Raw genomic sequence first — 13,553 nt, 5'->3', positions numbered from 1 at the left:
TGGATTTGAATTAGAAGAGAATAAGCGCGCTTTATTTATAACTGACTTGGAAAATTAAGGGGAATAACCATGGTATTGTTTAGAGGGGATGTAAAATCCAAGAGTCTGCAAAGACGCACATCAATCAGCGTAATATTGCCTGCCGACAATATTCATTTTCTTAATGATAGTGAAGAAATCGTTCCACAGCCTTATAAAACCCTATACTTTCTTCATGGATTATATGGGAGTGATGATATTGTCCTTGCGAACACCTCAATTCAGAAATTTGCGGAAGATAATGGAATAGCTATTGTAATTCCATGTGGGGATAACAGTTTCTATTTGGATAATGAGAAAGCCCATGCATTCTATGGAGAATATGTTGGTCAGGAATTGTTGGACATTACCCGAAACATATTTCCTTTGTCCGATAAAAGGGAGGATACCTTCATTGCAGGTTTTTCAATGGGTGGTTACGGTGCCGTTCGCAACGGATTGAAGTATTCTGAAAACTTCTCAAAGATAGGCATGATTTCATCAGCATTAATCACTGATGACATTGTTAATTATACTGAGGATGGCAATGTGTTGCGTTCCAGGGATTTTTATGAGTCAATTTTCGGCGATTTGGATGAAATTGCCGGTTCAGATAAAGACCCAAAACATTTGATTGAAACAACAGTCAATATTCCTGATATTTTCATGGCATGTGGCGTTAATGACTTTTTGTATGAGAAGAATATTGATTTTTATGAATTTTTAAAGTCCAAAAATATTGATGCCTCTTTTGTTGAGGCTCCCGGTGAGCATAGCTGGGAATTCTGCGATACGTACCTTAAAGAATTCATTAAGACATTGATTTAGGTGAGAAAATGAAATGTCCAAATTGTGGAAATGAATTAGATGAAGACAATTACTGCTATGAGTGTTCAGAATTTTTCAATGACTTGGATGATGATTCCGAGGATTTTGAATTTGAAGAGGAGCTGGATTTTGATTCCATGGTAAACAACGGTGATCAAATATGTCTGAACTGCACCTATTGGAGCGTAAGTCCATATGGAAGGGCTCACGGAATGTATTGCAGAAGAGGCAATGGTCAAACCGAACCTAATGATTCCTGTTTTGACTTTGTGCAGTCTCACAGCTTTGCAAATTATGGTGATGATGGCCAGTTTCAGTTTGATGAAACATCAAGAGACATTTCGAATAAATTGAATAACTGGAGAAACAGGAGATATTAAAGGAAAACTCAGATTTCTATGAAAATATGGGATGTCAATGACATCATGATATAGTTTGTTTTCCTTCATGGGTTATGGAAGTTTATCAATTTTTTGGCCTGTTTAATTACTTCATCATTTTTTTCTTCGTTTACGGATAAATTCGTATCAACAATAATCATTTTATCATTTTTTTTAAGTTAAAATTATTAAGGGTTTTAACATATTCATTTTGCCCTTTTTTAAGCAATTTTTACTTCAAATAAATTTTTATATATTATGAATTACTAAAATTATAAATGTAATTTTAATTAGGAGAGGATTTTTCTGACAAAGTATATTATTATAACTGGTGGGGTAGTTAGTTCCATAGGAAAAGGTATAACATCTGCTTCTATGGGAAGAATTTTAAGATCTTATGGTTTAAAAGTTTCAGCCATTAAAATAGACCCGTATTTGAACTGGGATTCTGGAACACTCAATCCATATCAGCACGGTGAGGTATTTGTAACTCATGATGGTATGGAAACTGACTTGGATTTAGGTCACTATGAAAGATTTTTAGATGTTGAGCTTGATGGAATAGCAAATATTACCACAGGTAAGGTTTATGAATCTGTCATTGCCAAAGAAAGAGAAGGAGGATATCTTGGAGAATGTGTACAGGTTATTCCTCATATCACTAATCGTATTAAGGAAATGATTAGGGCCAATTCTGAAAGTGCAGATTATGATGTGGTTTTGGTTGAACTTGGAGGTACTGTCGGAGATATTGAAAGCCAACCTTTCCTTGAAGCCTTAAGACAACTCAGAAATGAGGAAGGCAGAGAAAACGTTATGTTTGTCCATGTTACATTTATCCCCTACCTAAATGCAGCTGGAGAATTCAAAACCAAACCTACCCAACACTCCACAAAAGAGTTAAGAAGTGTCGGTATAAATCCTGATGTTATTGTATGCAGGTCACAGGTCCACATCGATGATGCATTGCTTGCAAAAGTTGCTCATTTCTGTGATGTTGATGCTAAGGCAGTGGTTAACACTCCTGATGCCGGAACAATCTATGAGGTTCCTCTCGTTTTGGAAGAACGTAACATCGGTGAGTTAATCGTTAACAGAATCGGTTTGGATGTTGAAGCTGATTCCTCCAAATTGGATGATTGGGCTGAAATTGTCAAATCTTTAAGAATCACTGACCCTCAGGTCACTATAGGTATTGTTGGAAAATATGTCGAGCTTGAAGATTCATACATCAGTATCCGTGAATCTCTCCTTCACGCTGCGGCCAGCATTGGCGTAAAGGCAAATATCAAATATTTAAGCTCTGACGTTGAGGAACTTGACCAGGAAGCTTTAAGTGAGTTTGACGGTATCTTGATTCCTGGCGGTTTCGGAGAACGTGGTTTTGAAGGCAAATTGGATGCAATTGATTATGCAATTGAAAATGATGTGCCATTGTTTGGAATCTGTCTTGGAATGCAGTCCATGGTAACCCAGTTTGCAAGAAGAAACGGTTATCCTGATGCAAACAGTTCTGAATTTGATGACAACCTCGAATATCCTGTTATTGACATGATGGAAGAGCAAAAGAAAATCAAGAACATGGGCGGAACCATGCGTTTGGGATCATATGACTGCAAAATCGTTGAAGGTACCAAAACATATGAGGCTTATGGTGAAATCGATATTGAAGAGCGTCACAGACACAGGTATGAGTTCAACAATGATTTCAGGGATGCCCTTCAGGAAAAAGGCCTGATAATTTCCGGTACAAGTCCTGATGACTTTTTAGTGGAAATTATTGAATTGCCAGATCACCCTTGGGCTATTGGTTGTCAGTTCCACCCTGAATTTAAGTCAAGACCTAATAGGCCACATCCATTATTTAAAGCATTTTTAGAAGCCATTTATGAGTTTTCTAAAAATTAATTTTTCTATTTTTATTTTTAATTTACAAGTCAAAAGCAATTTGACGAGTTCATTTTCTATCTAATTAATATATCTTGGGTTATAATAGTACTATCATGAATTTTAGTACCATATTTTTGATTCAAATAATTATTACGATACTGTTTTGCATTTTGGCATCAATTTACGATATTCGGGACAATTTTGTTCCCAGCAGGTTATGCCATATTTTGGCATTGTTCGGTCTTGTCTCAAATGCGATTTTGTCATTGATTACAAGTAACGTTAAATTCATTTTAGCTTCATTTATTTCAATGGTTATCACCTATGCTATAACTTATTTGTTGTGGAAATTGAAAATGTGGGGTGGTGGTGACGTAAGGCTATTCACTGCTATTGCTACAGTAATACCAACTGGACTTAATGTTGATTTTTTGAATATTTTTCCGCAATTGTCAATATATCCTTTCTCATTTAGTGTTGTCGTAAACAGCATTCTGGTTTCATTTCCATTTTTAGCGATATTCTTCGGACACATGATTGTTAAAAATGAAGTGTTCAAGGACCATCCTTTTTATTTGATAACGCTGCTGAATGTTGATAATCTAAGGAAGCTGATCCATTCGACTCTAAACAGGACAATTCCAATTAGGGATTTGAAGGAAGGCGATATCGTAAATGACTATTATTTCGATGACGAATACATTATCGATTTGATAAACGATGTTGACGGCAATCTGGAAGTGTGTGAAAGCAAAAGCGATGAGGGAAAATACTATTTTAAATCCATGAGTGCAGGGGGGATAACTGAAAAGGATATGTATCTTCTCAAGATAATGAGCGCTCAAAAGTTCATAGGCAAATGCATATCTGTCAAGATTTCCTATCCCTTCGCCCCGGCAATCTTTGCGGGTTTGCTGATAGCGGTATTTTATGGGGACATCATAATGCTGTTTACAAAGAATCTGGTTTTGGTGGTGTAGAGATGAATGACAGTAAAGGACAAGTTGCCCTTGAATATCTGCTGATATTTGCTGTATCATTGATCCTTTTGGTCATATTTACATTGCCCTTGACCGAATTGACGATTCAAAACACGTTGGATGTATCAGATACATTAAATGCAAAGTCTGACTTGTCAAAATTGTCTCAAGCTATTGAGGAAGTTTACGGACAGGGTCAGGGTTCGAGGCAAACTGTGAATGTTGTTTTATCAAAGAATTGTAAGGTAAACGTTGAAAGCAATTATATTTCGTGCAATCTAAAGCTTCATGATGGCAAAAGCAAGTCCGAAAAAATATATTTCAAGTCAACTCTTGAAAAATCAGCACTGTATTTAAAGAAGGGTGAAAATTCAATTGTCATAGAATGGCCCGAAAATAGTGAAAATATGCAGATATTTGTCAGATAACACAATTTTCATACAAAAGTTTTTTTAAGTATATAATTTAATATTTAAATATACTGTTTAATGGCGTGTGAAATATATGGATATTATAACTGCAATTATTTACATTGTTTTATTCATTATAATGATGATTTTTGTTTTTTCAATAGGAATGTTGAGACAGTATATGCCAAAGCGTGAATTGCTTTTGGTTTTGGCGGTGGCCTTTTTGATTGGTGCAATTGGAGGAGCATTCTTCCTGCAGCCTATATATGAAGAGCTGCCTGATATGGCGAGTACTGTTGAAAAGAGCATGCCTAATAATGAAGAAACATTATATCTTGATTTATCATCTTCTGTAGATACTAATGCTTTAAGGAATGACGTATCGTCCATGGAAGGTTTTAAGTCATTTAATGAGACATCCATTTCGATTCCGATGTGGCATTTTAATGAAGTAGAACATGATTATTTTGAAGAGATAGTTGGAAATATTGATGAAAACTATAGGAATTATACAGTAACCGAGGATAGAATTAATATAGAATTGGCTGATAATTATACATCATATGAAGCTTTAAAGACTTTTTCAGACTGGTTTAAGTTAGTGTATGGAGAAACACTTTCCTATGCGCAGGTTCATGCTGTTCTGGTAGTCGATTCAACTCATTTGGATGATTTTGAACAGGTACTGCTCAACAAGGGAATTGTGGCAAGCAAAATTGAAGGACCAGTTCAAAACACTGTTAATGCTACAAACTCCTCAATGTTGTCAAATCTTGAATTTACATTGGTTTGTGGCGGTGTCGGTGTTGTTGTCGCATTGATAGGAATATATATGGATACTGTTGTTCCTGCATATAGAAGATTTAGAAAATCCATGAGAACTAAACGTAAACGATAATATGGATGTTGCGGTCTTATTTTCAGGAGGAAAGGACAGTACCATGGCAGTTTATGCTGCCTTAGAAGCGAAAGAAGATGTAAAATATCTTCTTTCGATGAAATCTAGAAATGACGAGTCATACATGTTTCATGTTCCAAACATTCATGTTACAGATTTGCTTTCCGAGGCACTTGATATTCCCATCATGTCCGTTGAAACCGATGGAGTCAAGGAGGAGGAGCTCGAAGACTTGAAGGCCGCTTTTGTCGACCTTAAAAATTTGGGCATTGAGGCAATATACACAGGTGCGCTTTATTCCGTTTATCAGAAATCCAGAATTGAAAAATTGGGCGATGAGGTGGGATTGAAAATAATATCACCTTATTGGCATATAGATGAACTGGAGTATATGCACGAGATTGTTTCATTAGGCTTTAAAATAATGATTTGTGGTGTTGCCGCTTGGGGACTGGACGAATCATGGCTGGGTCGAATAATTGATGAAAAGACAATCGATGATCTTGTTAGGCTTAATGAGAAATATCACGTTGACATTGCTTTTGAAGGGGGCGAAGCCGAAACTCTGGCAATTGACGGACCTATTTTTAAAAAAAGACTTGAAATAATAAAATATAAAAAGGAATGGCATCTTGACAGTGGTGTTTTCATTATCGAAGATGCTGTTTTAAGGGAAAAATAATCATAGACCAATTTCACTTAGGAATTCACTTATTTCGTCTTCAAAGCTTTCAATATCACTTTCGTTGATAATCATTTTATCGGAAAGTGCAATGACTGTTCCAATTCCAAAGCCCAATTCATTGTGGTCTCTTTTTTCAAATTCTGAATATTCTTGAGAATCATCTTCTCTCATTCTTTTTTTCAATCTTTCAAAGCGTATTTCCGGATTTGTAAATACTGAGAGGATTATGAAGTTATCGAAGTTTTCCTTAAACATTTCTACTTCGTGATGGCTTCTTATGCCTTCAACGATTATCAGATTTTCGATACCTTCGTCCTGAAGTTTCTTGATCTTTTTGATTGTAAGTTCGGACACGATGTATGGGCCATGTTCTGCTCTTAGGTTTTTAGCAGTTTCTTTGCTGCCCTCTCCTCTTTTTTTAGCTTCTTCACGGACTATGTCTCCCATACTAACAATGATTGCTCCTTTCTCAGCTGCCAAATCAGAAACTATGCTTTTTCCAGAACCTGGCATGCCGGATATTCCCATTACTTGCATTATATTCACTCTTTTACTCTTATTTGTGCTAATGATTCTTTAAGATTTTCCTCATTATCAAATTCATTAACTAATTGCATTAATATTTCCTTATCTTGAGTCTTTAAATCCTCAGCTATTTTTGTCATGAATGGTATTGCACGGACAATATTGTCCATTATTGACACGTCAGACATTTTTGATGTTCTTGAAAGTGGATTCAAATCAATTGTTATTATATTTTTGCCACTTTTTTTGAGTATTTCTGCTCTGTCACCATCCTCTAATGGAATAAGTATTGTATCAGCACTGTATATTCCGGTTTTGCTTGCTGAAGATCTGCTGTTTTTAATTTCATTCAAATATTCAATGTCATCATCTAATGATCCTAAAATTTTATTATACCCATGGTCCTTATATAATTGGGTAATTATTTTCACTCTGTCGTCAGTTCTATAAAACAGGTTGATTTCAATTTTTGCATTCACGCTCTTGGCAAGTTCGATAATTTCATCACATGCAAGGGCAGTTGCGTTTCCATTGACTGAAATCACAGGATTATTTGACAAAAGCATTGCCGCTACGGCAACATACATTGCCCTTTTTGCGGGATATGTGGTTCTCTCACCAATCAAATAGTCAAATGCTTCGCCCCTGCCGTGAGCTATCATGGCTGATTCAGCCAAATAGCCTTCTTTTGAGGCTTTTACAATTTTGTCTCTTAATAATAATGATTCATACCTTGGATGTGATTTTGGTATCATATTCTTTCTCCTTATTTTAAATCAATCTTCATTTGGGCCAAATATCCTAAAAGTGTAGTTATTGATAATGTGATTATTGTTATGGAAATGATATGTATCGGATAGTCTCCTATGATTAACTTTCCTGTGTTCGGAAAAACAAAGAATATCATATCTAGAATGATGTCTATAATGATATATAATATTCCAACTAAAATTCCTTCAATAACTTCATTAGTTTCTATATTTCTGATATAAATTATTCCAAAGAATCCTGTTACAATAATTGTAATTATTGGTACAATAATATTGATTTGTGGAAGATTAGAGTTAAATATAGGGTTAAAAATTCCTGTTAAAAATGAAGTTATAATCCATATTAGAATTCCTGTAATTATTGCCAATTTTATTTTCATTTTTCAACCTTGAATAGCAATTAATTATATTTTTAGTTTAAAATATTAAATACTTTTCTAAGGTTCTCTTGACGGTTGAAGTGTTTTCATTTAAAAATAGTTTTAGGTTGTTTGGTAGATAATTAAATTAATTAACTATCTACCAACTTGCTTTCACAAGTTTTTAGAGAAATGAATTTTAAAATTTGGCTGTTTTATCTATCTCTAGGCTACTTCGTAGCCAGTTATATTATTTGAAAGTAACCATATATAAAGCTTATTATAATTTATAAAAATTCAAGTATACTTTATTAAAAAGCTTTATATTGTCGAATTTATAAAGTTTAATTGAATGATGCAAGATTATAATTTTGAAGAATATTTGAGAAAAGCACTATCCAACTCAATAAGTTCAAAAAATCCATCAGAAAATGCAAAAAACAAGGCAAGAAAACTATCTCCATCATATTATCAGGATTTAAAGGAAAAGCTTTTGATTGAATATGATAAAAAATCGCTAATGGATGTAATGGACTGCAAAATATCCAAGACATCATTTGGAGACGTGCTTAAAATAACAAAAAAAGAAAGGATAAACTTCGAAATTGCAGATAATGATTTTAAGCATCAGATGAACAGCAACTTGAAATTGCTGCCAAAGATCGGTCCTAAAAAGGAGCAGAACCTCAAAAACAAGGGATTCGATACAATAGAATCACTTACAAATCATGATAGGTATTGTGATTCGGCATCCAAATTTTTAAGGGATTTGGATGAGATGTCTTTTTGTGAAATAATTGACCTATTGGACAGCAATAGGTATTCAAAAAAGTGCAGGGACAATATAATTAAAAGCATCAGTCTGACGGAAAAGGAGAACTTCAAGTTCATGGATATAGAAACCAAAGGACTGTCAAATGTTCCTATAATACTGATTGGGGTTGCGGAAATAAAGGGAAAATATATTCATGCATCACAATATTTCCTAAGGGATTATGCAGAAGAGGCAAGTATCATTGACGCATATCTCTCTCACCTGGATGAGGATTCCGTACATGTGACCTTCAATGGTAAAACATTTGATGTGCCGTTCATAAAGAATAGATGTAGATACAATAGAATTGATGCCGATTTGGACTTGGCCCACCTTGATTTGATGTATTTCGCAAAGAATCTATGGAGTGAAAAGCTGCCTAATTGTCAGCTGCAAACAATAGAAAAGGAATTGTTTGGAATTGAACGTATTGATGATGTTCCGGGACAATATATTCCAGGATATTATGATGCTTATCTGGAAAAGAACAACATCGGTCCGGTAGTGCCGATAATTGAGCACAATGCACAGGACATAATTTCGCTTTCAAGCTTTTTAGATAAAATGTATAGGGATGTAAATTAAAATGGGATTATTTGACAGATTCAAGAAAAAGGATAACAAAAAAGAAGCAGAAAAACCAATTAAAGAAGAAGTAATTCCTGATGATTTAGAGATTGATGAAGATCAGTTGATTTTAAAGGACATAGCCATAAACAGCAAAGACAGGTATGAAAGGGCAGCGGCAGCCGATCAAATTACCGACCAGTACGTGGCTCTTGATTTGGCTAAAACTGTAAAGGACCGTGCAATCAGGCTGATTGCAATAAATAATATTAAGGATGAAAAGCTGCTGAGGGATGCGGCTGAAAACTCTCAATTTTTTGATGTTAGAAGCTTTGCTTGGGAAAGGCTTGGCGAAAACAACAAGTCAATTGCCGAAGTTGTGATAAATACAAAGAAGAATCCTCAAGTTGATGAAATATTTGAAAAGGTTGTTGATGAGAAAACACTTGAATGGATTGCAATCGATGCACAGGATAAAAGATACAGGAATGCGGCAGTTGAAAAGATCAATGATTCAGATGTGTTATATGATTTAGTGTTCAAGGCCGATGACAAGTCAATTAGAAAGGCATGTGTGGAAAAGGAAACCTTTGTCAGCGAAGAGATGCTTCAAAAGGTGGCAATTGAAGATAAGGACGAAGCCGTAAAGATGGCTGCTGTCAAAAAGATTGAAGATGACAGATGTCTGGAAACCGTTGCGCTGAGTGAGGATAACGCTAAGATAAGAACAGTCATTTTTGATAAGATTGATGATATAAGCATTCTTCGTGACATTGCTATCAACTCCAAAAAAGCAGATGTTCGATTGGATCTGGTTCAAAAACTTGATGATGAGGATTTATTAAAGCAAATAGCTTTAAATGATTCTGATAAGATTGTCAGAAGTGAAGCAGTTAAGAAAATAACGGATGAGAATGTTTTATTGGAGGTAATCTCAAAAGATGATGACAGGTTTGTCCGCCAGATTGCCGTAAAAAACATTTCCCAACCTGATGATTTGATTAAGATTGCCCTTGAAGACGATGACCAGTTTGTGAGAAATCATGCAATAACCAATCCTGCAATAACAAGCGAAGAAGATTTTACATATGTTGCAATCAATTCAACACATGAAGAGGTGGCCAGCGAAGCATTATCTCACATTACAGAAGAGAAAAATTTCATTGACATCTTGAAAAATGCCAAATTGGATTCCATAAGGAAAGCCACTCTTGATGATATCAGCGATTTGGAAACTTTGATTCGGATAGTCCTTGCAAATGAGGATGAGGAATTCTCTCTTAAGGCATTGAATAAAATCAAAGTGGAAAAATGTCTATATAAAATCTATGAGCAGGGCATATCTGAAAACATATCCGTAAGGGCGGTATCTTTAATCAAAAACCAAAAGATGTTGACCGACATCGCAAGAAATGCTCCAGCCTGGAGGATACGTGAAGTTGCTGTTAAAAAAATAGTAAGTAAAAGTGTCCTAAAGGACATTTCAATAAATGATGAAAACGAATACGTAAGGGAAGTTGCCAAAAAAAGAATGAACCTATAGATAGAAATCAGGTTCTTTCCTTTCAGCATTTGCCTCTTCAAAAGCAGGTTTCTTCGCTTCAAAGGCATCTCCAGAAAACCTACGTGCATCTTCAGGACATATTGAAATGCAGGCTGTACATCTTGAACATATTTCAAGGTCAGTTTCAATAGGGTCATCTTCCGGAATCGCCATTTCAGGACAGATTGAAACGCAGTCATAACAGAACGCACACAGTGTTTCATCACAGCTAATTTCAAACGGCAACTGCTTGTAGTCAACATATGGTCTGTTTCCAGGAATTTCAGATTTCAATGATTCGTTTGATTCCAGTTTTTCAATGCAGTCTTTAGCAAATCCATCTATTTTTTCAAAATCGCTGTCATCAGGCCTTCCGATTGCAACGCCATCGAATATGGAATGATGGGAAATGGTTGAAGCGGCAGCAATCACATTGAAATTGTTTTCCTTTAACAAATCAACCAATTCAAGCAATGAATCAGTAACATGAGCATTTCCATAGTTAACGACTGCAATTGCTGGAGTGTCATTTCCTTTGATTTTTGACAGTCTTTCTCGTGCGGCTTTTGGAATTCTTCCGGCAAAAACAGGCATCACTACAACTGCAATGTCGTCACTTTTCAATTCCTTTTCGGATTTGAAAATGAGTAAATTGCAAATCTCTTTTTCTTGGCTAAAATTATTGGCCATTCGGTCGGCCACTTTTTGGCTGGTACCTGAAGGACTAAAAAATATTTCGACAATTGACATATTATCACCTATATTATATTCTATAGAAACTATTTAATATTATTAAATTAATAAAAATTATGTGGTGATACGATGGAATTAATGAGAGAGCTATCTTTAGCACCGGGAGTATCCGGCAGTGAAGAAAAAATAGCTGAAATTATTACACGCGAATTAAAAGATGTAGCCGATAAAATCGAAACTGACAGCATGGGAAACCTCATTGCAACCAAAAAAGGTGAAAAGAAGGCACCTAAAGTAATGCTTGCTGCCCATATGGATGAAATTGGTTTAATGGTAAGATACATTGATGATAACGGTTTTATTAAATTCTCAAACATTGGTGGAATAAACGACCAAATGTTGATGAACCAAACTGTAACTGTCCACTCTTCAGTGGGCGAACCTATTGTTGGGGTTATCGGTTCAAAACCTCCACATGTAACAAGTCCCGAAGAGAGAAAAAAGGTTGTTAAATCTGATGACATGTTCATTGACATTGGAGCCAAGGACAAGGAAGAAGCAGAGAAAATGGTGAGGATTGGAGACAAAATGACTTTCAACTCACTCTTTGCCGAATATCCAAATAATTTGATTATGGGTAAGGCTTTAGACAATCGTGTAGGCTGCTATGTAATGATGGAAGTTCTAAAAAGGGTCAACACCAGAGCAACCGTTTATGGTGTAGGTACTGTACAGGAAGAGGTTGGCCTTAAGGGAGCTAAAACCTCAGCATTCAAATTGAATCCTGATCTTGCAATCGCTCTTGACGTAACATTATCCGGAGACCATCCTGGAATCAAGCCGGAAGAGGCACCTGTCGTGATGGGCAAAGGACCGGCAATCATTTTGGCAGATGCTAGCGGAAGAGGTATACTGACCCAGCAATCCGTCAAGGATATGCTTATCAAAGCAGGGGACGAAAACGAAATTCCATATCAATTGGAGGTCAGTGACGGCGGAACCACTGACGGAACTGCAATCCATTTGACCCGTGAAGGAATTCCTACTGGTGTATTATCAGTTCCTACCCGTTATATACACACTCCTGTAAGCGTATGCAGTATGGAAGATATTGAAAATACTATTCAATTGATTACTGAAGCTATAAACAACTTATAGCTTTCTTTTTTTTTATTTTTAAATTATTTAAATCTGTCATCTGACTTTTGTGATTTGGCCTTTTGGTGTTTTGTTTCAAACCATCCGATTTTCAGCTCGTCAATAGTATCCTCATATAGTTGAGGTACATACGGTTTGATGTCAAGAAGTGGTGTTCCGTCTAATATGTCAACGTTTTCTATGTGGATGATATTTCCTTCCACTTTGTTTACCTTAACCACGCTCATTCCAATTCTGTTTGGTCTTTTAGGTGATCTTGTTGCAAATACTCCGTGTGTGTTGTTGTCCATGAAGGGCTTTACCTCAAGCATGTATCCCTCCACCTTGTGAAGAAGATATATTAAATGAATATGTGAGAAATCCCCAAGATCCTTTAGACCGTCAACATATTTGTCCTTGATTTCAACAGTGCCTTTTATTCCTTTTGCGCCTGTTGGCTGAATAGGCATGCCTTCTATTTTTTTGAATTCAGTGTGAATTGTTCCAATTGATTCTAATTCAATGTTCATGTTTATTATATTCGTTATTCTCCTTATTAAAACTTACTTTTTCGATATGAAGCATTTAGGGTAATCGACTTTAAAAGTCTTTATTTACTAAAAAACGAAACATTTATATGCAATTCGATATAACATTATAAGTGTAAAATACATTGAGGTGAAAAAATGAAACTTAGTGCAAGAAATCAATTAGAAGGTAAAATTACAAACGTAGAACTTGGAGCCGTTATGGCTAACATCAAAATCGAAATTTCAGAACCTAACACAATTACAGCTGTCATAACTAAAGAATCAGCTGAAAACTTAGGCTTAAGCGAAGGCGATGATGTATGTGCAATCATCAAATCTACTGAAGTAATTATAGGAAAATAAATTAGAGGTGTTTGATATGAAACTTAGTGCAAGAAATCAATTAGAAGGTAAAATTGTAAGCGTTGACAAAGGCGCAGTAATGGCAAACATTAAAATTGAAGTAACCGAACCTAACACAATTACCGCAGTAATCACAAAAGAGTCTGCTGAAAAATTAGGTTTA

At 35.5% G+C, this 13,553-nt stretch carries 17 protein-coding genes; 12 read left to right on the top strand and 5 right to left on the bottom strand.

Annotated features, from left to right (window positions below):
• Positions 1-69: 69 nt before the first annotated feature.
• The 7 genes from E7Z79_RS07510 to E7Z79_RS07480 all read left to right on the top strand — a co-directional run bounded on the left by E7Z79_RS07510 (position 70) and on the right by E7Z79_RS07480 (position 6,086).
• On the top strand, positions 70-846 hold the full coding sequence (locus tag E7Z79_RS07510) for an alpha/beta hydrolase family protein (protein WP_303739343.1): 777 nt from the start codon (positions 70-72) through the stop codon (positions 844-846).
• An 8-nt stretch (positions 847-854) separates the two neighbouring features.
• Positions 855-1,226, top strand: a complete 372-nt coding sequence (locus E7Z79_RS07505; RefSeq protein ID WP_303739342.1) for a hypothetical protein — start codon at positions 855-857, stop codon at positions 1,224-1,226.
• Positions 1,227-1,532: 306 nt separating this feature from the next.
• The gene (locus E7Z79_RS07500) at positions 1,533-3,134 is read left to right on the top strand and encodes a CTP synthase (protein ID WP_303739345.1); all 1,602 of its coding nucleotides are present in this window, start codon (positions 1,533-1,535) and stop codon (positions 3,132-3,134) included.
• 95 nt (positions 3,135-3,229) lie between these two features.
• Entirely contained in the window at positions 3,230-4,096 is an 867-nt protein-coding gene (locus E7Z79_RS07495) for a prepilin peptidase (protein WP_303739341.1), read from the top strand.
• 2 nt (positions 4,097-4,098) lie between these two features.
• On the top strand, positions 4,099-4,524 hold the full coding sequence (locus tag E7Z79_RS07490) for a class III signal peptide-containing protein (protein ID WP_303739340.1): 426 nt from the start codon (positions 4,099-4,101) through the stop codon (positions 4,522-4,524).
• Between the two features lie 76 nt (positions 4,525-4,600).
• Positions 4,601-5,404, top strand: a complete 804-nt coding sequence (locus tag E7Z79_RS07485; protein WP_303739339.1) for a hypothetical protein — start codon at positions 4,601-4,603, stop codon at positions 5,402-5,404.
• 1 nt (position 5,405) lies between these two features.
• On the top strand, positions 5,406-6,086 hold the full coding sequence (locus tag E7Z79_RS07480) for a TIGR00289 family protein (RefSeq protein WP_303739338.1): 681 nt from the start codon (positions 5,406-5,408) through the stop codon (positions 6,084-6,086).
• Here the strand turns inward: E7Z79_RS07480 and E7Z79_RS07475 are convergent, their stop codons facing one another.
• Genes E7Z79_RS07475 through E7Z79_RS07465 form a run of 3 tightly spaced genes read right to left on the bottom strand, consistent with a single transcriptional unit; the run spans position 6,087 to position 7,764 of the window.
• Positions 6,087-6,626, bottom strand: a complete 540-nt coding sequence (locus E7Z79_RS07475) for a nucleoside monophosphate kinase (RefSeq protein ID WP_303739337.1) — start codon at positions 6,624-6,626, stop codon at positions 6,087-6,089. It lies immediately after the preceding gene.
• A 5-nt stretch (positions 6,627-6,631) separates the two neighbouring features.
• Positions 6,632-7,369 (bottom strand): 4-phosphopantoate--beta-alanine ligase, encoded by a 738-nt coding sequence (locus E7Z79_RS07470; RefSeq protein ID WP_303739336.1) that lies wholly within the window; start codon positions 7,367-7,369, stop codon positions 6,632-6,634.
• Positions 7,370-7,380: 11 nt separating this feature from the next.
• Positions 7,381-7,764 carry a hypothetical protein gene (locus E7Z79_RS07465; RefSeq protein WP_303739335.1) on the bottom strand — a complete coding sequence of 128 codons (384 nt, stop codon included), beginning with the start codon at positions 7,762-7,764 and terminating at the stop codon, positions 7,381-7,383.
• 331 nt (positions 7,765-8,095) lie between these two features.
• On the opposite strand from E7Z79_RS07465, the gene E7Z79_RS07460 reads away from it, so the two are divergent.
• Complete coding sequence (locus E7Z79_RS07460) at positions 8,096-9,142, top strand: ribonuclease H-like domain-containing protein (protein WP_303739334.1); 1,047 nt, start codon at positions 8,096-8,098, stop codon at positions 9,140-9,142.
• Position 9,143: 1 nt separating this feature from the next.
• Positions 9,144-10,667 (top strand): HEAT repeat domain-containing protein, encoded by a 1,524-nt coding sequence (locus E7Z79_RS07455; RefSeq protein WP_303739333.1) that lies wholly within the window; start codon positions 9,144-9,146, stop codon positions 10,665-10,667.
• Here the strand turns inward: E7Z79_RS07455 and E7Z79_RS07450 are convergent.
• Complete coding sequence (locus E7Z79_RS07450) at positions 10,662-11,417, bottom strand: ferredoxin (protein ID WP_303739332.1); 756 nt, start codon at positions 11,415-11,417, stop codon at positions 10,662-10,664. The genes E7Z79_RS07455 and E7Z79_RS07450 overlap by 6 nt on opposite strands.
• 72 nt (positions 11,418-11,489) lie before the next feature.
• Here E7Z79_RS07450 and E7Z79_RS07445 point away from each other — a divergent pair, with 72 nt between their 5' ends.
• Positions 11,490-12,518 (top strand): M42 family metallopeptidase, encoded by a 1,029-nt coding sequence (locus E7Z79_RS07445; protein WP_303739331.1) that lies wholly within the window; start codon positions 11,490-11,492, stop codon positions 12,516-12,518.
• A 23-nt stretch (positions 12,519-12,541) separates the two neighbouring features.
• Here the strand turns inward: E7Z79_RS07445 and tsaA are convergent, their stop codons facing one another.
• Positions 12,542-13,027, bottom strand: coding sequence for a tRNA (N6-threonylcarbamoyladenosine(37)-N6)-methyltransferase TrmO (gene tsaA, locus E7Z79_RS07440; RefSeq protein WP_303739330.1), 486 nt, complete (start codon positions 13,025-13,027; stop codon positions 12,542-12,544).
• A gap of 156 nt (positions 13,028-13,183) precedes the next feature.
• On the opposite strand from tsaA, the gene E7Z79_RS07435 reads away from it, so the two are divergent.
• Positions 13,184-13,390 carry a molybdopterin-binding protein gene (locus E7Z79_RS07435; protein ID WP_303739329.1) on the top strand — a complete coding sequence of 69 codons (207 nt, stop codon included), beginning with the start codon at positions 13,184-13,186 and terminating at the stop codon, positions 13,388-13,390.
• Positions 13,391-13,406: 16 nt separating this feature from the next.
• On the top strand, positions 13,407-13,553 hold a 147-nt coding region (locus tag E7Z79_RS07430; RefSeq protein ID WP_303739344.1), incomplete at its 3' end, for a molybdopterin-binding protein.

This window comes from Methanobrevibacter thaueri (assembly GCF_015062905.1).
GTDB lineage: Archaea > Methanobacteriota > Methanobacteria > Methanobacteriales > Methanobacteriaceae > Methanocatella > Methanocatella thaueri_A.
The sequence above is the reverse complement of the archived record's forward strand: the minus strand, read 5'-3'. Positions and strand labels throughout refer to the sequence as shown.

Coding starts and splice junctions, on each gene's coding strand:
- E7Z79_RS07435 (WP_303739329.1), top strand. CDS start 13,184: ATGAAACTTAGTGCAAGAAATCAATTAGAAGGTAAAATTACAAACGTA.
- E7Z79_RS07480 (WP_303739338.1), top strand. CDS start 5,406: ATGGATGTTGCGGTCTTATTTTCAGGAGGAAAGGACAGTACCATGGCA.
- E7Z79_RS07460 (WP_303739334.1), top strand. CDS start 8,096: ATGATGCAAGATTATAATTTTGAAGAATATTTGAGAAAAGCACTATCC.
- tsaA (WP_303739330.1), bottom strand. CDS start 13,027: ATGAACATTGAATTAGAATCAATTGGAACAATTCACACTGAATTCAAA.
- E7Z79_RS07465 (WP_303739335.1), bottom strand. CDS start 7,764: ATGAAAATAAAATTGGCAATAATTACAGGAATTCTAATATGGATTATA.
- E7Z79_RS07445 (WP_303739331.1), top strand. CDS start 11,490: ATGGAATTAATGAGAGAGCTATCTTTAGCACCGGGAGTATCCGGCAGT.
- E7Z79_RS07450 (WP_303739332.1), bottom strand. CDS start 11,417: ATGTCAATTGTCGAAATATTTTTTAGTCCTTCAGGTACCAGCCAAAAA.
- E7Z79_RS07490 (WP_303739340.1), top strand. CDS start 4,099: ATGAATGACAGTAAAGGACAAGTTGCCCTTGAATATCTGCTGATATTT.
- E7Z79_RS07475 (WP_303739337.1), bottom strand. CDS start 6,626: ATGCAAGTAATGGGAATATCCGGCATGCCAGGTTCTGGAAAAAGCATA.
- E7Z79_RS07455 (WP_303739333.1), top strand. CDS start 9,144: ATGGGATTATTTGACAGATTCAAGAAAAAGGATAACAAAAAAGAAGCA.
- E7Z79_RS07505 (WP_303739342.1), top strand. CDS start 855: ATGAAATGTCCAAATTGTGGAAATGAATTAGATGAAGACAATTACTGC.
- E7Z79_RS07470 (WP_303739336.1), bottom strand. CDS start 7,369: ATGATACCAAAATCACATCCAAGGTATGAATCATTATTATTAAGAGAC.
- E7Z79_RS07485 (WP_303739339.1), top strand. CDS start 4,601: ATGGATATTATAACTGCAATTATTTACATTGTTTTATTCATTATAATG.
- E7Z79_RS07495 (WP_303739341.1), top strand. CDS start 3,230: ATGAATTTTAGTACCATATTTTTGATTCAAATAATTATTACGATACTG.
- E7Z79_RS07510 (WP_303739343.1), top strand. CDS start 70: ATGGTATTGTTTAGAGGGGATGTAAAATCCAAGAGTCTGCAAAGACGC.